This is a genomic window from Geodermatophilus sp. SYSU D01176 (assembly GCF_054050015.1).
Genome location: NZ_JBJGYN010000074.1, coordinates 1 through 17,155, shown reverse-complemented (window position 1 = coordinate 17,155; position 17,155 = coordinate 1). Strand labels below are relative to the sequence as shown.

17 protein-coding genes are annotated in these 17,155 nt (G+C 76.2%); 11 read left to right on the top strand and 6 right to left on the bottom strand.

Annotated elements, in window-relative coordinates; genetic code table 11:
- Positions 1–285: 285 nt before the first annotated feature.
- The 3 genes from ACI78Z_RS23490 to ACI78Z_RS23480 all read left to right on the top strand — a co-directional run bounded on the left by ACI78Z_RS23490 (position 286) and on the right by ACI78Z_RS23480 (position 2,163).
- Positions 286–936 (top strand): trimeric intracellular cation channel family protein, encoded by a 651-nt coding sequence (locus tag ACI78Z_RS23490; RefSeq protein WP_457038951.1) that lies wholly within the window; start codon positions 286–288, stop codon positions 934–936.
- Positions 937–1,396: 460 nt separating this feature from the next.
- The gene (locus tag ACI78Z_RS23485) at positions 1,397–1,669 is read left to right on the top strand and encodes a YciI family protein (protein WP_457038950.1); all 273 of its coding nucleotides are present in this window, start codon (positions 1,397–1,399) and stop codon (positions 1,667–1,669) included.
- A gap of 98 nt (positions 1,670–1,767) precedes the next feature.
- A complete protein-coding gene (locus tag ACI78Z_RS23480) occupies positions 1,768–2,163 on the top strand; it encodes a hypothetical protein (protein ID WP_457038949.1) in 396 nt (131 codons plus the stop codon).
- A gap of 32 nt (positions 2,164–2,195) precedes the next feature.
- Here the strand turns inward: ACI78Z_RS23480 and ACI78Z_RS23475 are convergent, their stop codons facing one another.
- A complete protein-coding gene (locus tag ACI78Z_RS23475; protein ID WP_457038948.1) occupies positions 2,196–2,489 on the bottom strand; it encodes a hypothetical protein in 294 nt (97 codons plus the stop codon).
- Positions 2,490–2,708: 219 nt separating this feature from the next.
- On the opposite strand from ACI78Z_RS23475, the gene ACI78Z_RS23470 reads away from it, so the two are divergent.
- Entirely contained in the window at positions 2,709–2,912 is a 204-nt protein-coding gene (locus tag ACI78Z_RS23470) for a cold-shock protein (RefSeq protein ID WP_012948038.1), read from the top strand.
- A gap of 65 nt (positions 2,913–2,977) precedes the next feature.
- On the opposite strand, the gene ACI78Z_RS23465 is transcribed toward ACI78Z_RS23470, so the two are convergent.
- Both ACI78Z_RS23465 and ACI78Z_RS23460 read right to left on the bottom strand, forming a co-directional pair.
- Entirely contained in the window at positions 2,978–3,439 is a 462-nt protein-coding gene (locus ACI78Z_RS23465) for a hypothetical protein (protein ID WP_457038947.1), read from the bottom strand.
- 130 nt (positions 3,440–3,569) lie between these two features.
- On the bottom strand, positions 3,570–4,220 hold the full coding sequence (locus ACI78Z_RS23460; RefSeq protein ID WP_457038946.1) for a hypothetical protein: 651 nt from the start codon (positions 4,218–4,220) through the stop codon (positions 3,570–3,572).
- A 176-nt stretch (positions 4,221–4,396) separates the two neighbouring features.
- Here ACI78Z_RS23460 and ACI78Z_RS23455 point away from each other — a divergent pair, with 176 nt between their 5' ends.
- From ACI78Z_RS23455 to msrB, 3 genes are read left to right on the top strand one after another with little or no spacing between them, the layout of a single operon-like run.
- Entirely contained in the window at positions 4,397–6,532 is a 2,136-nt protein-coding gene (locus ACI78Z_RS23455; protein WP_457038945.1) for a histidine kinase, read from the top strand.
- Positions 6,519–7,175: a response regulator gene (locus ACI78Z_RS23450; RefSeq protein WP_457038944.1), complete on the top strand. Its 657-nt coding sequence runs from the start codon at positions 6,519–6,521 to the stop codon at positions 7,173–7,175. Before ACI78Z_RS23455 ends, ACI78Z_RS23450 begins: the two co-directional genes overlap by 14 nt.
- A gap of 34 nt (positions 7,176–7,209) precedes the next feature.
- Positions 7,210–7,632: a peptide-methionine (R)-S-oxide reductase MsrB gene (gene msrB, locus ACI78Z_RS23445; RefSeq protein WP_457038943.1), complete on the top strand. Its 423-nt coding sequence runs from the start codon at positions 7,210–7,212 to the stop codon at positions 7,630–7,632.
- Positions 7,633–7,706: 74 nt separating this feature from the next.
- Here the strand turns inward: msrB and hemQ are convergent, their stop codons facing one another.
- The 3 genes from hemQ to hemE all read right to left on the bottom strand — a co-directional run bounded on the left by hemQ (position 7,707) and on the right by hemE (position 11,256).
- Positions 7,707–8,423, bottom strand: a complete 717-nt coding sequence (gene hemQ, locus ACI78Z_RS23440) for a hydrogen peroxide-dependent heme synthase (protein ID WP_457038942.1) — start codon at positions 8,421–8,423, stop codon at positions 7,707–7,709.
- Positions 8,424–8,833: 410 nt separating this feature from the next.
- Positions 8,834–10,198 (bottom strand): protoporphyrinogen oxidase, encoded by a 1,365-nt coding sequence (gene hemG / locus ACI78Z_RS23435; RefSeq protein WP_457038941.1) that lies wholly within the window; start codon positions 10,196–10,198, stop codon positions 8,834–8,836.
- Positions 10,195–11,256 carry a uroporphyrinogen decarboxylase gene (gene hemE, locus ACI78Z_RS23430; RefSeq protein WP_457038940.1) on the bottom strand — a complete coding sequence of 354 codons (1,062 nt, stop codon included), beginning with the start codon at positions 11,254–11,256 and terminating at the stop codon, positions 10,195–10,197. Before hemE ends, hemG begins: the two co-directional genes overlap by 4 nt.
- A gap of 72 nt (positions 11,257–11,328) precedes the next feature.
- On the opposite strand from hemE, the gene ACI78Z_RS23425 reads away from it, so the two are divergent.
- The 4 genes from ACI78Z_RS23425 (at position 11,329) to ACI78Z_RS23410 (ending at position 16,904) form a co-directional block, all read left to right on the top strand.
- A complete protein-coding gene (locus tag ACI78Z_RS23425) occupies positions 11,329–11,958 on the top strand; it encodes a DUF3000 domain-containing protein (RefSeq protein ID WP_457038939.1) in 630 nt (209 codons plus the stop codon).
- Positions 11,959–12,081: 123 nt separating this feature from the next.
- Positions 12,082–13,338, top strand: coding sequence for an HRDC domain-containing protein (locus ACI78Z_RS23420; RefSeq protein WP_457038952.1), 1,257 nt, complete (start codon positions 12,082–12,084; stop codon positions 13,336–13,338).
- Positions 13,339–13,524: 186 nt separating this feature from the next.
- On the top strand, positions 13,525–14,823 hold the full coding sequence (locus ACI78Z_RS23415; RefSeq protein WP_457038938.1) for a thiolase family protein: 1,299 nt from the start codon (positions 13,525–13,527) through the stop codon (positions 14,821–14,823).
- A complete protein-coding gene (locus ACI78Z_RS23410) occupies positions 14,820–16,904 on the top strand; it encodes a 3-hydroxyacyl-CoA dehydrogenase NAD-binding domain-containing protein (protein WP_457038937.1) in 2,085 nt (694 codons plus the stop codon). Before ACI78Z_RS23415 ends, ACI78Z_RS23410 begins: the two co-directional genes overlap by 4 nt.
- The last annotated feature ends 251 nt before the right edge of the window (positions 16,905–17,155 follow it).

Sequence of the window (17,155 nt, the reverse complement as noted above, 5' to 3'; positions counted from 1 at the left end):
GGGACCTCGCAGGGGGGCCGTCGCGCCACGCCGGGCGAGCCTGCCGACACGCTCCTGCGCGCGCGGATAGCCTCGGGTGCGGACTCCCCCGTCCCGGGGGGGGGGGGGGGGGGGGGGGGGGGCCCGCCCCCCCCCCCCCCCCCCCCCCCCCCCCCCCCCGCGCCCGGACGAGCGGGTCGGGGCCACCGGCCGGTCCTGCTCCGTCAGGGCATCCCGGCGGCCGGGAGCGGCGCGGCCCGGCTCCCGGCGGGGACAGCGTGCGGCAGACAGGGCAGGGGGACGGACGTGACCGGTCAGGTGACCCTGCTGCTCGTCCTGGACCTGGTCGGCACGTTCGCCTTCGCGCTCAACGGCGCGCTGACCGCGGTGCGTGCCGCCGACCTCGACATCGTCGGCGTCGTCGCCCTCGCCGTGACGACCGCGCTCGGGGGCGGGATCGTCCGCGACGTCATCCTCGACGACCTGCCGCCGGCCACGTTCAGCGACTGGCGGTACCTGCTCGTCGCCGCGGCCGGCGGCCTGCTGGCGTTCACCGTCGCCCGCCACCAGGAACGACTCCGCACGCCGGTCACCGTGCTGGACGCCGCCGGCCTGAGCCTCTTCGCGGTCACCGGGGCCAGCAAGGCGCTGGAGTTCGGGCTCGGCCCGGTCCAGGCCGTCCTCCTGGGCGCGCTCACCGGCGTCGGGGGCGGAACGCTGCGGGACGTCCTGATCCGGCAGGTCCCCACCGTCCTCACCAGCGAGCTCTACGCCATCCCCGCCCTCCTGGCCGCCGCCGTGACCGTCCTGGCCCTCACGACGGGGGTCTACGGCCTGCCCGCCGCGGTGGGCGCCGCCGCCCTCTGCTTCGGTCTCCGCCTGCTCGGCGTCCGGTACGGGCTCAACGCGCCGGGACCGCGCACCGACCGACCCCGGCGCACCGACGGCGGCGACTGACAGCGGTGTGCTGATCGGTTGACGGTTCGTGCCGTCGCCGCGGCGAGATCGGCGGTCTCGCACGGTCACCAGGCTCGACGCGTGCGAGACCGCCGATCTCGCCAGTTGACCTCCCGCCCGATCACCCGAGAACCGCTGGGCGGCGCGCGGAGGATGTCCGCCGGCTCAGCCGGCGTCGCCGGGCGGCGGGTCGTCGTTGAGCTCGACGGTGCGGATCGGCCCCCGGGCGCAGCCGTGACCCGCCGGGCCGACCGGCGACCCACCAGGCGAGCAGGGGCAGGCCCACGGCGATCACCAGGACGGCGACGAGCGGGGCGGTCACCCGGGGACCACGACCCGCCGTCCCGGGGTGGGCAGCACGGCGTCACCCGTCCGCGTGACCCGCTCCCGGGCCCGGTCACGCACGGTCGAGCGCTCCGGACGCCCCGGGCGGGCGCTCTCCGGGCCAGGATGCGCCGCCATGAAGTACGTGCTGACCTACCGCGCGGTCGAGGACTTCCTCCCCCTCGCCCAGCAGCACTACCCCGCCCACTCGGCGCGGGTCGACGAGTTCGCCCGCCGCGGGGACCTGCTGATGATCGGGACCTTCGACGAGCCGATGAACGGGGAGGCGATGGGCGTCTTCGCCACCCGTGAGGCCGCCGAGGAGTTCGCGGCCGACGACCCGTTCGTGGTCAACGGCGTCGTCGCCGACTGGGCGGTGCGGCCGTGGCACGAGGTGCTGCGGCCCTGACCGGTCACCCGGACGGGTGAGGGCCGTCCGCCCGGACGACGCCCGGGCCGCCGCCCTGCCGTTGAGGACGCATCGGTCCACGACGGGGGAGGTGCACGGTGCGGGTCCCGTTCCTGGTGTACGGCGTGCTCTACGTCGTCGTCGAGATCGTCGGCGCCCAGATGGAGGCCATCGGCTGGCCGCACCTCACCGCGCTGGACGTCGCCACCGCGGTGGCCGACGCCTGCCTGACGGTGGCCGTCGGCATCGCCGTCCTCGTCGCCGTGGACGTCGGCGGCCGGCGCTGGCGCGAGGCGCTGCACGCCCGGCAGGAGGAGCGGGCCCTGCTCGCCGCCGGGTCCTGGGCGGAGCCCGGGCCCATCACGGTGTCCTCCTGGCGGACCGAGCCGCGGGCGCTGCCGGCCGGCCGGCGGGTCGACCCGGCGCCCGGTGGCGACTACGCCGTCCCGTCGCGCGGCCGGCCCTTCCCCGAGGACCCCGGCCGCCTGCTCTGACCGCGGCCCGTGCCGCAGCGCTGCCCGGGGGCTCAGCCCGCGAGCATCGCGGCCCTGAGGCCCAGGTCGTGTGCGGCCGCCGCGGCGGCGCCCCCGCGGCGGATGGCCCACGCCAGCGAGACGACGTCCGCCGGGCCGGGCCGCGGGCCGACCCCGGAGACCAGCCGCCGCACCTCGTCGGCCGGGGCGCCGGCGGCGTCCGTGCGCAGGACGACCCGGCCGGCCGGCTCCAGCCGCTCGGCGAGGTCCGCGTCGAGGTCGGCCTCGGCGAGGTCGTCGACGTCGACCAGGACGATCGGGCCGGGCGCGAGTGTGGCGGGGGTCATGGCGGAGTCCGTTCCGTTCGGGGCCGGGTCCGTCCCGGCACGGACGACTCTCCGGCCGGCTCCGCAGGGCGCCGCCGAGGAAGCCGCAGGATCTCCGCAAGATCGGACGCGCCCGGACCAGGGTCCCGCGGACGCCCTCCGGCCGCTAAGGTCGTCCCCGTCGGGAAGGCCCTGCGCTATGGCAGGACCCCGATGCACCACCTCAGCTAGGAGCGAGCAATGCCCGAAGGAACTGTCAAGTGGTTCAACGCGGAGAAGGGGTTCGGCTTCGCCACCCCTGACGGTGGCGGACCGGATGTGTTCGTCCACTACTCGGCCATCCAGACCAGCGGGTACCGCTCGCTCGACGAAGGCCAGCGGATCTCGTTCGACATCGAGCAGGGCCAGAAGGGCCCGCAGGCTGCGAACGTCAACCCGCTCTGATCTGACGATCAGCACAGCGCCCCCGTCCGGCTCAGCCGGGCGGGGGCGCTGTCGTATCCCGGCCCTCAGCGGGCGCGGGGCACGTACCCACCGATGAGCGCCGACATGAGCAGCGCACCGTCGTCGGGGCCCACCGCCACCGCGGCGTCGGCGAAGGCCCGCCACCGGGCCCGCTCCACGTCGGTCGGCGCGTTCTCCGCCCGCGCGGTGAGCTGCTCGACCAGCCGGTCCCACTCCCCCTGCGGCGTCGGCCAGAGCCCGGCCAGCCGGCGGGCCTCCGCCGAGACGCCGGTGAACCGCACGATCTCGCCCGCGTAGTTCGTCAGCGCCTCGACATAGCCCGCGGACACCAGCGCCCGCGCCGCCGCCGTCACCTCCGCCTTGGGCAACCCGCTCGCCGGCACGACCTGGCCCAGGTACGGGTTGCCGCCGTACTCGGGCCCGTCGACCAGCCGCGCGACCGCGCGCAGAACCGGCAGGTCACGGGTGAACCAGACGTCGGGCAGCGGGGTGTCCAGCGAGCGCACCGGTCCAGTCTCCGCCGCACGGAACGGCGCCCCGCCACCCGGGTCACGGGGTGGCGGGGCGCTGCGGGCCGGCCCCGCTGCAGGGTCCCGCCGCGAGCCTGCGAGTGGCGGGGGGCAGCGGGGTCCTCTTTCAGTCGCGGGCCCCGGTGAGCTCCGGCCGCAGGGCCAGGACGACGCCGAGGGCGACGTAGCCGACGAGCAGGTGACCCGCGGCGACGTAGGGCGACAGGGTCGGCAGGGCCTGGGCGATCGGGATGTTCACCGGCGCCCAGCTCTCCGCACCCAGCGGCCAGAAGCGCGCCATCCCCGTCCAGCGGCCGGCGATCGCGATCCGGATGCCGATGAGGAACATCCCGATCATGGAGATGGGCCAGAAGGCGTCCAGCGCCAGGAACCACGCCTCGTCCCGGTACTCGCGGAAGAACGTGTAGGCCAGGGTCGAGACGATGGCCAGGCCGAGCAGCACGTGCTCCAGGTGGAGGAAGAAGCGGGCCAGCTTCCCGGTGCCGATCGCGCCGGTGCGCAGCTGCGCGGTCACCAGCGCCACCAGGCCCAGCTGGAACAGCAGCGAGGACATCTCGTAGGTCACGGCCTGCCAGCCGTCCTCCGGACCGAACCCGAAGGCCAGGATGCCGCCGGCCCAGGCCGTCGACCCCGCGGCGACCGCGACGCCGGCCCGGCGGACCAGCCGGGTGGACGCCGCCGGACGGGCAACCGGAGCGGTGGGACGGGGCGCCGCGGTGTCGGTGCGGGCCGGCGCGGGGGTGGTGCTGAGGGACATCTCGTCTCCCGGGTCGTGGTGGCGGTGCCCTGTGCACCGACTGCGGCAACCGTCTCGGGGCGGCGTCCCGGGCAGCCAGGGCGCGCCGCCCTCGATCCGGTCCCGCTCCCCGTCCCGGGCGACACGGGACGGCTGTCCCGTGACGGGCGGGACACCGGTCGGCCAGGATCGCCCGCGTGCAGACAGGCGTCCCGGTGGCCGGGCGGACCCGACCGGCGCCGGAGACCCCTCCCGCGCCGCGACCCGAGCCGTCCCGGGCGCTGAGATCGGCCGGCCGGCTGCTGGTCGCGGTCACCGTGGCCGCTGCGGTCGGGGCCGCCGTCCTCGACGTCCTCACGCCGGCCGCCGCCCGGGAGGCCGCCGCGGCCACCCCCGGCTGGATCATCGGCCTGCCCGGCGTCGGGCTCGCCGTCCCCGCCGCGCTGCTGCTGCGCCGCGCCCCGCGCAACGCCGTCTCCTGGGTGGTCGCCGGCACCGGCCTGCTGTGGGCCCTCGACGGCCTCGCGCAGTCGTGGCTGACCTCCGCGCTCCGGAACGACCCCCCGCTGCCCGGGGGGACGGCGGCCTTCTGGTTCGTCAACCGCTTCGGCGCCTGGCTGCTGCTCGGGCTCCCGCTGCTGCTCCTGCTCTACCCCGACGGGCGACTGCCGGCCGGTCGGTGGCGGCCGGTCGCCGTGCTGAGCCTGGCCTCGACCGCACTGCTGCCGACGCTGCTCCTGGTCGTGCCGTCGCAGATCGCCGACGCTCGGGCCGGCTCGCGGACCCCGGAGCTCTACCGCTCGCTCGACCTGGACCCGACCAGCCTGCCGCTGCCCGAGTCGGTCGCGCTCCCGCTGCTGCAGGTGGCCTTCCCCGCGGCGCTCCTCGGCGTGGTCGTCCCCGTCGCGGCCGTCGTCGCGCGGTACCGGCGGGCGTCCGGCGAGGGGCGGCGGCGGATGCGCTGGCTGCTGTGGGCCGCCGTGGTCGACCTGCTGGTCATGGTGTCCACGCTGCTGGTCCCCGGCGACGAGACGTCGTTCGCCCTCTCCGGGGCCGTGACGCTGACCGGTGCGGCGATCGCCGTCGGGATCCTGCGCCCGCGGGCGGTCGACATCGACCGGCTGCTCGGCGGCACCCTCGTCTACGGCGCCCTCGGCGTCGGGGTGGTGCTGCTCGACCTCGCCGTCCTGGCCGCCGCGGGTGCGCTGCTCGGCGACCGGTTCGGCGAGCGGGACGCCACACTGCTCACCCTGCTGCTCGTCGCCGGGCTGTACGTGCCGCTGCGGGCGCCGCTGTGGCGGCTGGTCCGCCGGTGGGTCCTCGGCGAGCGGGAGGACCCGTACCGCGTGGTCTCCGGGCTGGCCGAGCGGCTGGAGCGCTCCGACGGTGCGGAGGAGCAGCTCATGGCGGTCGCCGCCGGCGTCGCCGAGGCCTTCCGCTCCCCCTACGTCGGCGTCGAGGTCGACCAGGCCGACGGCCGGCAGCTGCTGGCCGAGTCCGGACGGCGTCCGGCCGCGGTGCGCTCGCTGCCGATCGCCTACCGCGGCGAGCAGGTCGGCCGCCTGCTGCTCCCGGGGGACGGCGTCCGCGCCCGGCTGGTCACCCGCGACGAGCGGCTGCTGGCCGACGTCGTCCGGCAGGCCGCCGCGGCGGCCCGGGCGAGTGCGCTGGCCGCCGAGCTGCAGGCCAGCCGCGAGCAGCTGGTCGCCGCCCGTGAGGAGGAGCGTCGCCGGCTCCGCCGGGACCTGCACGACGGGCTCGGGCCGACCCTCGGCGCCGTCGTGCTGCGCATCGACACCGCGCGCAACCTGGCCGCCACCCGCCCCGAGGAGTCCGACCGCCTGCTCCGCCAGGTGCGCGACGACGTGGCCGCAGCCCTGGCCGACGTGCGTCGGCTGGTGCACGACCTGCGCCCGCCCGCCCTCGACGACCTGGGGCTGGCCGGTGCGGTGCGCCAGCAGGCCGAGCGGCTGCTCGCACCTCGGATCACGGTCACCGTGGACGCCGCCGACGCGGACGACCTGCCCGCCGCCGTGGAGGTCGCCGCGTACCGGATCGCGTCGGAGGCGCTCGCCAACGTCGCCAAGCACGCGTCGGCCAGCCGGGTGCGCGTGTCGCTGGCGCGGGACGACGGCGGCGCGCTGGTGGTCACGGTCGCCGACGACGGGGTCGGCATCGCGCCCGGCGCCCCGGCCGGCGTCGGGCTGGTGTCGCTGCGCGAGCGGGCCGCGGAGCTCGGCGGCCGCTGCACGGTGGCGTGCCCCGCGACCGGGGGGACGGTGGTGCGGGCGGTGCTGCCCGCGGACGGAGGAGGAACCGGTGAGCGAGGCTGAGGAGCCGCTGCGGGTGGTCGTCGCCGACGACCACCCGGTCTACCGCGACGGGCTGGCGGTGCTGCTCGGCTCGGTGCCGGGGCTGGCCGTCGTCGGCACGGCTGCCGACGGCGCGGAGGCGGTCGCGCTCGCCCGCGGGGAGCAGCCCGACGTCGTGGTCATGGACGTGCAGATGCCGGTCCTCGACGGCATCGAGGCCACCCGCCGGATCACCGCGGAGTCGCCGTCCGTCGGCGTCGTCGTCCTGACCATGAGCGAGGACGACGGCACCGTGTTCGCCGCCGTCCGCGCCGGGGCCCGCGGCTACCTGCTCAAGGGGGCCGACCAGGAGGAGGTGGTCCGCGCGATCACCACCGTGGCCGGGGGCGGGGCGGTGTTCGGCGCGGCGCTGGCGCGGCGGATCGCGGAGTTCTTCGCCGCCGGGCCGGGTGGGCCGGAGACGGCCTTCCCCCAGCTGACCGCCCGCGAGCGGGAGGTGCTGGACCTCGTCGCCGCCGGGCGGTCCAACGCGCAGATCGCCGCCGCGCTGTACCTGTCGCCGAAGACGGTGCGCAACAACGTGTCCAACGTGCTGACGAAGCTGCAGGTCACCGACCGTGCGCAGGCGATCGTGCGGGCGCGGGAGGCCGGGCTCGGGCGCTGATCCGGGCTGGCGGGCGGCTCGTACCGTTGAGCGCATGACGACGTCCGCGCAGAACCAGCCGAAGGTGACCAAGAGCGACGAGGAGTGGCGGGCGCAGCTGTCGCCGGAGGAGTACGCCGTCCTCCGCCAGGCCGGCACCGAGCGCCCCTGGACCGGGGAGTACGTCGACACGAAGACGCAGGGCGTCTACACCTGCCGGGCCTGCGGGGCCGAGCTGTTCCGGTCGGAGACGAAGTTCGACTCGCACTGCGGCTGGCCGTCGTTCTACGAGCCGTCGGCCGCCGACAACGTCGTCCTCCGCGAGGACCGCAGCCACGGGATGGTCCGCACCGAGGTCCTCTGCGGCACCTGCCACAGCCACCTCGGCCACGTCTTCGAGGACGCCCCGCAGACCCCGACCGGCGACCGCTACTGCATCAACAGCGTGTCGATCCGCCTGGAGCCCGCGCAGGGCTGACTCCCCTCGCCGGGATGCGCCTGAGGGCGGTCACCCGACTGTGGGTGACCGCCCTCAGGCGCAACCCGCTGCCGTCACGCGAGGTCGGCGACGAGCTCGGCGACGGGCTTGCGGACGCCGGTGTAGAACGGCACCTCCTCGCGGACGTGCCGCCGGGCGCGGCTGGCCCGCAGGTCGCGCATCAGGTCCACGATGCGGTGCAGCTCGTCGGCCTCGAACGCCAGCATCCACTCGTAGTCGCCGAGCGCGAAGGCGGCGACGGTGTTCGCGCGGACGTCGGGGTACGGCCGGGCCTGCATGCCGTGCTCCTTGAGCATGTCCCGCCGCTCCTCGTCGGGCAGCAGGTACCACTCGTAGGACCGCACGAACGGGTAGACGCAGATGTACCGGCGTGGCTCCTCGTCGGCCAGGAACGCCGGGATGTGGCTGCGGTTGAACTCCGCCGGCCGGTGCAGCGCCATCTGCGACCACACGGGCTCCAGGTGACGGCCGAGCGCGGTGCGGCGCAGCCGGGTGTAGGCCTCCTGCAGCGCCTCCGGCGTCTCGGCGTGCCACCACACCATCAGGTCGGCGTCGGCGCGGAACCCGGCGACGTCGTAGGTCCCGCGGACGACGACGTCCTTGCCGGCGAGCTCGTCGAGCAGCCCCTGCACCTCGTCGGCGAGCGCGGTGCGCTGCTCGTCACCCAGCGGGCGGGCCAGCCGGAACACCGACCACATCGTGTAGCGGATGGTGGCGTTCAACTCGTTGGCCCGCTTGCCGGTGCTGCGCTGGTCGGTCTGCTCGCTCATGCGTCCCATCATCCCCCGCGGTGCCGATCGGCCGCCGCCGCCCGACGGTGGACGGGCGGCGGCGGTGGCCTCCCTGCAGGGAGGAGGACCCCGTCCTCCTCATCCCTCGCAGGCTCGGACGAGCCTCTGGACGGGGCCGGCGGCGAGCCGCTGGACGGGGCCTGCCCGCCAAGTCGCCGGGGCAGGGAGGTCCTCCATCAGGGGGAGGCGGGGGCGGGCTCCCCCTGGGTCCGGACGGGCACGGCGTGCGCGTCGCGGCAGTCGCTGCACGCGGCCATCCAGACGTGGTGGCGCAGGCAGCGGGCGGGTCGGAGGACGTGTCGGGCGGGGTGGTGCACGGATCTCACTCGGGACTCAACGCCCCCGGGCCCGCCCGCATGCCCGGGGCTCCCCGTGGCACCGGCCACGGCTCATCCCAGCGCGTCGACGGCGTGGTAGGCGTCGCGGATGCAGGCGGGGACGCCGACGCCGCGGAACGCCGCCCCGGCGATCGCCAGCCCGGGCACCGCGCTGACCGCCGCGCGGACGGCGTCCACCCGGTCCTGGTGGCCGACCAGGTACTGCGGCAGCCCGCCGCCCCAGCGGACGACGCGGGTGGCGACCGGCTCGGGCCGCGACAGCTGCAGCAGGTCGGCGGCGTCGGCGACCACGGCCGCAGCCAGGTCGGCGTCGTCCCGCTGAAGCTCGTGCTCGTCGCGGAACCGGCCCACCGACGAGCGCACCAGCAGGTGCTCGCCGTCCAGGTGCGGCCACTTCCGCGAGGAGACGGTCACGCCCTTGACCAGCCGGCCGGTCACCGGCGGGACCAGCAGCCCGGAGCCCGCGGCCACCTCCTGCGCCGGGAAGGCCATGGCCACGACGGCCATCGACGCGTACGGGATGCCCTGCAGCGGCTCGACCGCCGCGGGCGCGACGCCGGCCAGCAGCCGGGCGGCCTTGGGCGCGGGCGCGGTGACCAGCACGGCGTCCGCGGTCAGCCGCTCGGGGGCGTTGGCCCGGCCGACCGACAGCTCGAAGCCGCCCGCCGTCCGCACCAGGCCGTGCGCCGGGGTGCGCAGCCGGACCTCGGCCCCCGAGGCGGCCGCCAGCGCGGCGGGCAGCGAGCCGATGCCGTCGGCGACGGTCACGAACACCGGCGCGCCCTCGTCGAAGCGGTTGCGGGCCCCGGCGTCGCGGGCGATCGCCGCCGCGCGGAGCACCGACCCGGCGGCGGGCAGGTGCGCGGCCAGCTGCGGCATGGTCGCGAACAGGGACAGCTCGTCGGCCCGCCCGGCGTAGACGCCGCCGAGCAGCGGCTCGACCAGCCGGTCGACGACCTCGTCGCCGAGCCGCTCGCGCAGCAGGGCGCCGACCGCGACGTCGCCGTCCAGGGCCAGCGGCGGCAGGTCGGCCTCGGCGGCGACCCGGGCCACGCCGTCCGGCGTCAGGACGCCGTCCAGCCCCTCGGCCGAGGCCGGGACGCCGAGCACCGTGCCGGCCGGGAGCGGGTACCGGCCGTCGGGCAGCACCACCGCCGCCTGCGTGGTGGCCGGCGCGACCAGCCGGTCGGCCAGGCCGAGCCGCTCGACCAGCTGCACCGCCTCGGGCACCCGCGCCAGCATCGCCTCTGGGCCGGTGTCGTACCAGTGCCCGGCGAGCTCGACGCGGTCCAGCTTGCCGCCGATCCGGTCCCCGGCCTCGAGCACGACGACCTCGTCGTCCGGGCGCCGCCGTCGCCACTCGAACGCGGCGGCCAGGCCGGTGATCCCGGCGCCGACGACGACCAGCCGGCTCATCGGGTCGTCAGCTCGTGCACCAGGTCGACGACGGAGGTGAGCACGCCCGGGTCGGTCTCGGGCAGCACGCCGTGGCCGAGGTTGAACACGTGCCCGCGGGCGGCGCGGCCCTGCTGCACGACCCGGCGCACCTCGCGGTCGACGGTGGCCCGGTCGGCGAGCAGGACGGCGGGGTCGAGGTTGCCCTGCAGCGAGCGCTGCGGCCCGACCCGGCGGGCGGCCTCGTCCAGCGGCACCCGCCAGTCGACGCCGACGACGTCGGCGCCGGCGTCCCCGATCAGCGCCAGCAGCTCACCGGTGCCGACGCCGAAGTGGATGCGCGGCACGTCCCGGTCCCCGAGTGCGTCGAAGACCGCGCGGGAGTGCGGCAGCACCCGCTCGGCGTAGTCGGCCGCCGAGAGGACCCCGGCCCAGGAGTCGAAGAGCTGCACGGCCGAGGCCCCGGCGTCGACCTGCGTGTTCAGGAAGGTCGCCGCCGAGATCGCGAGCCGGTCCAGCAGCCGGCCCCACGCCTCCGGCTCGGCGTACATGAACGCCTTGGTGCGGGCGTGCTCCTTGGAGGGCCCGCCCTCGATCAGGTAGGTGGCGAGGGTGAACGGCGCGCCGGCGAAGCCGATGAGCGGCGTGGCCCCGAGCTCGGCGACCAGCCGGCGGACGGCGGTGGCGAGGAAGGCCAGCCGGTCGGGCTCCAGCGGCGGCAGCGCGTCGACGTCGGCGACACTGCGCACCGGGTCCGCGATGACGGGCCCGACCCCGGGCTTGATGTCGATGTCGACCCCGGCCACCACCAGCGGCAGCACGATGTCGGAGAAGAGGATCGCGGCGTCCACGCCGTGCCGGCGCACCGGCTGCAGGGTGATCTCGGTGACCAGGTCGGGGTCCTGGCAGGCCTCGAGCATCCGGGTGCCGGCCCGCAGCGCGCGGTACTCCGGCAGCGAGCGCCCGGCCTGGCGCATGAACCACACCGGGGTGCGCCGCACCGGCAGGCCGCGGGCCGCCCGGACCAGGTCCGAGTCGGCGGGAGAGGACGCGGGCGCAGGGTCGGCAGCAGGGGTCACGACGTCCGATCCTCCCAGAAGCCGTGCGGCGCGTCGGCGGCACGGGGCGGTCCGGCGACCTACTCTGCGAACGTGGAGCCTTCCAGCCTGGCCGGCGCCGGCCACGGCGCGGACCGACCCGGCGGCGAGCCGCCGGCGGAGTTCCGCGCTGCCCTGGAGGCGCTGGCCACGGTGACCACCCGGCCCGAGGTTGTGCTGGAGGACATCCCCGCGCCGCAGCGGCTGGCGCCGTACGCGTACGCGATCGGCGCGCTGGTCACCGAGCCGGACGGCGACGAGGACGTCGAGATCGCCAGCGCGCGGTTCATCGTGCTGCACGACCCGGCCGGCCACGAGTCCTGGGCCGGGACCACCCGGTGCGTGGGCTACCTGTCGGCCACGACCGACGAGCACATGGTGGACGACCAGATGTTCTCCGAGGTCGCCTGGAGCTGGCTGACCGACGCCCTCGAGCAGTGCGGCGCCACGTCCCACGCCCTCGGCGGCACCGTCACCCGTACCGCCTCTACCCGGTTCGGCGAGCTCGCCGGCCCCGAGCACTCGGTCGACGTGGAGATCCGCGCGTCCTGGACGGCGGAGGACAGCCACCTCGACCGGCACCTCGTCGCCTGGCTCGACGTGCTGGGCAGTGCGGCCGGGCTGCCGCCGCCCGGCGTCCGGCTGCTGGGTCCCTCCGGGCCGCAGGAGGACGGCACTCTCTAACATCGGAGTCCCGGGGTGCCCGACACCCCTGCGCCGGCGCCCCCTCCCCGGGGCCGCTGTGGCCCGTGCCGCGGGACCGCGCGCTGACCACGCTGTCGAGACGGGCGAGAAGGTGGACAAGCCCTGAGCACCCAGCCCATCCCTGCACAGCCCCTCCCCCAGCCGGACGACGAACCGTCCGCTCCCCCGGCAGTCCCCCTGCTCGCACCGCGCGACGGGCTGCCCCCGGTCATCGAGACCTCGACCGCGCTGGTGGAGTACGCCGAGGCGCTGGCCGCGGGCCGCGGCCCGGTCGCCGTCGACGCGGAGCGCGCCTCCGGGTACCGCTACGGCCAGCGGGCCTACCTCGTGCAGCTGCGCCGCGCCGGGGCCGGCACCGGGCTCGTCGACCCGATCCCGCTCCCGGACCTGTCGTCGGTGCAGTCGGCGATCGTGGACGCCGAGTGGGTGCTGCACGCGGCCAACCAGGACCTGCCGTGCCTGGCCGAGGTCGGCCTGGTGCCGACCCGCGTCTTCGACACCGAGCTCGCCGCCCGCCTGGCCGGGCTGCCGCGCGTGGGCCTGGGCGCCGTCGTCGAGTCGCTGCTCGGGTACTCGCTGCAGAAGGGCCACTCGGCCGCCGACTGGAGCACCCGGCCGCTGCCCCAGGAGTGGCTGGTCTACGCCGCCCTGGACGTCGAGGTGCTCGTCGACCTCCGCGACGCGCTGGCCGCCATCCTCGAGGAGCAGGGCAAGACCGAGTGGGCGCGGCAGGAGTTCGCCGCGATCCTCGACGCCGGTCCGCCCGCCCCCAAGGCCGACCCGTGGCGGCGGACGTCCGGGGTGCACGGGCTGCGCAACCGGCGGCAGCTCGGCATGCTCCGCTCCCTGTGGCAGGCCCGCGACGAGCTGGCCCGCCGCCGCGACATCGCACCCGGGCGGGTGCTGCCCGACGCGGCGATGGTCTCCGCGGTGCAGGCCGACCCGCGCACCGAGGCGGCGCTGCTGGAGCTGCCGGTCTTCCGGGGCCGGGCCAACCGCAAGCTGGTCGGCACGTGGTTCGGCGCGCTGGCCCGCGGCCGGGAGCTGCCGGAGTCCGAACTGCCCCCGCACAGCCGGTCCGGCGACGGCCCGCCCCCGGTGAACCGCTGGGCCGACCGGGACCCGGCGGCCGCGACCCGGCTGCAGGCGGCCCGCGCGGGGCTCGCCGAGCTGGCTGCGACGCACGCCCTGCCAGTGGAGAACCTGCTCTCCCCCGACCTGGTGCGCCGGATGATGTGGAGCCCGCCCGAGCCCCGGGACGCCGACACGGTCGCGGCCACCCTGCGGGCCGGCGGCGCCCGCGAGTGGCAGATCGACCTCACCCGCGACCTGCTCACCACCGCCCTCAACCGCGCCTGAAAGAGGACCTCCCTGCCCCCCGCCACTCGCGAGCTCGCGGCGGGACCCTGCAGGGAGGCCGCCGATCTCGCCGCCGGGAGCTGCCCCTCCCGGGTGACCGGCCGGGCTTGGTCCTTCGGTTACCGGCGGGTAACTTCATCGCCGCCGCGCCGTCCCGGCCGGTACCGAACTGCTGCGGAGGTCTGCGTGTCATCTGGAGAGCGGCGGCCACGCTCGCTGCGTGAGGTCGTCTTCGTCGACGGCGTGCGCACCCCCTTCGGCAAGGCCGGCCCGAAGGGCGTCTACGCCGAGACGCGCGCCGACGACCTGGTCGTGCGCGTCATCCGCGAGCTGCTGCGCCGCAACCCCGCGCTGCCGGCGGACCGCGTCGACGAGGTGGCCATCGCCGCCACCACGCAGGTGGGCGACCAGGGCCTGACCATCGGCCGCACCGCCGCGCTGCTGGCCGGGCTGCCGACGTCGGTGCCCGGCTACGCCATCGACCGGATGTGCGCCGGCGCGATGACCGCGGTGACCACCACCGCGTCGGGCATCGCCTTCGGCGCCTACGACGTCGCGATCGCCGGCGGCGTCGAGCACATGGGCCGTCACCCGATGGGCGAGGGCGCCGACCCGAACCCGCGGTTCTTCAGCGAGAAGCTGGTCGACGGCTCCGCCCTCGTCATGGGCTCGACCGCCGAGAACCTGCACGACCGCTTCCCGCACCTGACCCGGGAGCGGGCCGACGCCTTCGCGCTGGCCAGCCAGCAGAGGTACGCCAAGGCCGTCGCCAGCGGCCAGATCGGCCCGGAGCTGGTGACCGTGGCGACCCGCTCGGCCGAGCAGGGCTGGGGGCTGGCCACCGTCGACGAGCCGCCGCGGCCCAACACGACACTCGAGGGCCTGGGCACGCTCAAGACGCCGTTCCGCCCGCACGGCAACGTGACCGCGGGCAACGCGGCGGGCCTCAACGACGGCGCCACCGGCTGCCTGCTGGCCGCGGAGGACGTCGCGCTCGAGCTGGGTCTGCACGTGGGCATGCGCCTGGTCGGCTACGGCTTCGCGGGCGTCGAGCCCGAGGTGATGGGCGTCGGCCCGGTCCCGTCCACCGAGCGCGCCCTGGCCCGCACCGGCCTGAGCATCGACGACATCGGGCTGTTCGGGCTCAACGAGGCGTTCGCCGTCCAGGTGCTGGCCTTCCTCGACCACTTCGGCATCGCCGACGACGACGAGCGGGTCAACCCGTGGGGCGGCGCGATCGCCGTCGGCCACCCCCTGGCCTCCTCCGGCGTCCGGCTGATGACCCAGCTGTCGCGCCAGTTCGCCGAGCGGCCCGACGTCCGCTACGGCCTGACCGCCATGTGCGTGGGCCTCGGCATGGGCGCCACCGTCATCTGGGAGAACCCCGACTGGGGGGGGCGACGAGTGAGCGAGCTCGCGAGCGAGCCGGTGAACACAGCACCTGCGGTCACGCAGCCGACGAGCGCCAGCGAGGAGTGCAAGTGACCGCCGTGTCCGAGAACGAGGTCGTGACCGAGGCCAAGGTGCGGTACCTGCGGGTGCCCGGGCTGGCCGGCGAGCTCGCCCTGGTCACCCTGGACAACGGGCACGACCACACCCGGCCGTCGACCTTCGGCCCCGGCGGGCTGGCGTCGCTGGACGCCGCGCTCGACGAGATCGCGGCCCACACCCCTGCCCCGGCGGCGATCGCCGTCACCGGCAAGCCGTTCGTCTTCGCCGTCGGCGCGGACCTCTCCGGCGTCCCGGCGATCACCTCCGCGGCCGACGCGCGGGAGATCGCCGAGACCGGCCACCGGGTGTTCCGCCGGCTGAAGGACTCACCGATCCCCACCTTCGCCTTCGTCAACGGCGCGGCGCTCGGCGGCGGCCTGGAGCTGGCGCTGCACTGCCGCCACCGGACCATCGCCACGACCGCCGTCGTCGCCTTCCCCGAGGCGTTCCTCGGCCTGGTGCCCGGCTGGGGCGGCACGCAGCTGCTGCCGAACCTCATCGGCATCGACCCGGCGGTCACCGTGATCGTCGAGAACGCGCTGGCCCAGAACAGGATGACGCCGGGCCCGAAGGCGGCGGAGCTCGGCATCGCCGACGCGCTGTTCCAGCCGGCCGACTTCCTCGAGCGCTCGCTCGAGTGGGCCGTGGGCGTCCTCGACGGCGACGTGACCGTGACCCGCCCCGCGGTGGACCGGTCGGCGTGGGACGACGCCATCGCCCGCGCCCGGGCCATCGTGCGGGCACGGACCCGCGACGCCTCTCCCGGCGCGCTGCGCACCGTCGAGCTGCTCGACCTGGCCCGCGCCGGTGTCGACGGCGAGGCGTTCACCGCCGGCACCGCGGCCGAGGACGACGCGCTGGCCGACCTGCTCATGAGCGACGAGCTGCGGGCCGGCCTCTACGCGTTCGACCTGGTCAACAGGCGGGCCAAGCGGCCGGCCGGGGCGCCGGACAGGTCGCTGGCGCGGAGGGTCACCAAGGTCGGCGTCGTCGGCGCGGGCCTCATGGCCTCGCAGCTGGCCCTGCTGTTCGTGCGGCGGCTCGAGGTGCCCGTCGTCCTCACCGACATCGACCAGGAGCGGATCGACAAGGGTGTCGGCTACGTGCACGGCGAGCTGGAGAAGCTGGCCGCCCGCGGCCGGCTGTCGCAGGACCGGCTGAACCGGCTCACGGGCCTGGTCACCGGGGCGCTGGACAAGGCCGCCTTCGCCGACGCCGACCTCGTCATCGAGGCGGTCTTCGAGGAGATGTCGGTCAAGCAGCAGGTGTTCGCCGAGGTCGAGGCCGTGGTCTCGCCCGAGTGCGTGCTGGCGACCAACACCTCGGCGCTGTCGGTGTCGGAGATGGCCTCGAAGCTCGAGCACCCCGAGCGGGTCGTGGGCCTGCACTTCTTCAACCCGGTCGCCGTCCTGCCCCTGCTGGAGGTGGTGCGCGCCGAGCGCACGGACGACGCGACGCTGGCCACCGCCTTCGCGGTCGGCAGGTCGCTGATGAAGAGCTGCGTGCTGGTCGCCGACGCCCCGGCGTTCGTGGTCAACCGGCTGCTCACCCGCTTCCTCGGTGAGGTCACCGCGTCGGTGGAGCAGGGGACGCCGGTGGCCGTGGCCGACCGCGCGCTGGACCCGCTGGGCCTGCCGATGACGCCGTTCGAGCTGCTCACGCTCGTGGGCCCGCCGGTGGCGCTGCACGTGGCCGAGCGGATGCACGAAGCCTTCCCCGACCGGTTCGCCGTCGGCGCGGGGCTGCGCCGGATGGTCGAGCTGGGCAGGTCGTCGGTGTACAGCGAGCCCGGCGTCGTCGACCCCGACCTCGCCGGCATCGACGCCGGGGACGCCCCGCTGAGCGAGGAGCAGGTGCGCGAGCGGGCGGTCGAGGCCCTGGCCCAGGAGATCCGGCTGATGCTCGACGAGGGCGTCGTCCAGGCGGTGCAGGACATCGACCTGTGCATGGTCCTGGGCGCCGGCTGGCCGTTCTGGCTGGGCGGGATCTCGGCCCATCTGGACCGCACCGGCGTCTCCGAGCGGGTGACCGGCGCCCGGTTCCTGCCGCGCGGGATCGCCTCCCTCCCCGCCTGACCGGCGATCTCCGCGGAGATCGCCGACGGCGGAACGGCCCGGGATCCTCGATCGGGGTCCCGGTCCGTTCGTCGTCCTGCCGCCCCGCCGGATGATCAGGTCACCTGATCGTGCCGCGTCCTGGGGGGGGGGGGGGGGGGGGGGGGGGGGGTGGGGCGGGGGGGGGGGGGGGGGGGGGGGGGGGGGGGGGGGGGGGGGGGGGGGGGGGGGGGGGGGGGGGGGGGGGGGGGGGGGGGGGGGGGGGGGGGGGG

Excerpts from the sequence above, each read along its gene's own strand:
- ACI78Z_RS23460 (WP_457038946.1), bottom strand. The coding sequence starts at position 4,220 with ATGTCCCTCAGCACCACCCCCGCGCCGGCCCGCACCGACACCGCGGCG.
- ACI78Z_RS23470 (WP_012948038.1), top strand. The coding sequence starts at position 2,709 with ATGCCCGAAGGAACTGTCAAGTGGTTCAACGCGGAGAAGGGGTTCGGC.
- hemQ (WP_457038942.1), bottom strand. The coding sequence starts at position 8,423 with ATGAGCGAGCAGACCGACCAGCGCAGCACCGGCAAGCGGGCCAACGAG.
- hemG (WP_457038941.1), bottom strand. The coding sequence starts at position 10,198 with ATGAGCCGGCTGGTCGTCGTCGGCGCCGGGATCACCGGCCTGGCCGCC.
- ACI78Z_RS23485 (WP_457038950.1), top strand. The coding sequence starts at position 1,397 with ATGAAGTACGTGCTGACCTACCGCGCGGTCGAGGACTTCCTCCCCCTC.
- ACI78Z_RS23475 (WP_457038948.1), bottom strand. The coding sequence starts at position 2,489 with ATGACCCCCGCCACACTCGCGCCCGGCCCGATCGTCCTGGTCGACGTC.
- msrB (WP_457038943.1), top strand. The coding sequence starts at position 7,210 with ATGACGACGTCCGCGCAGAACCAGCCGAAGGTGACCAAGAGCGACGAG.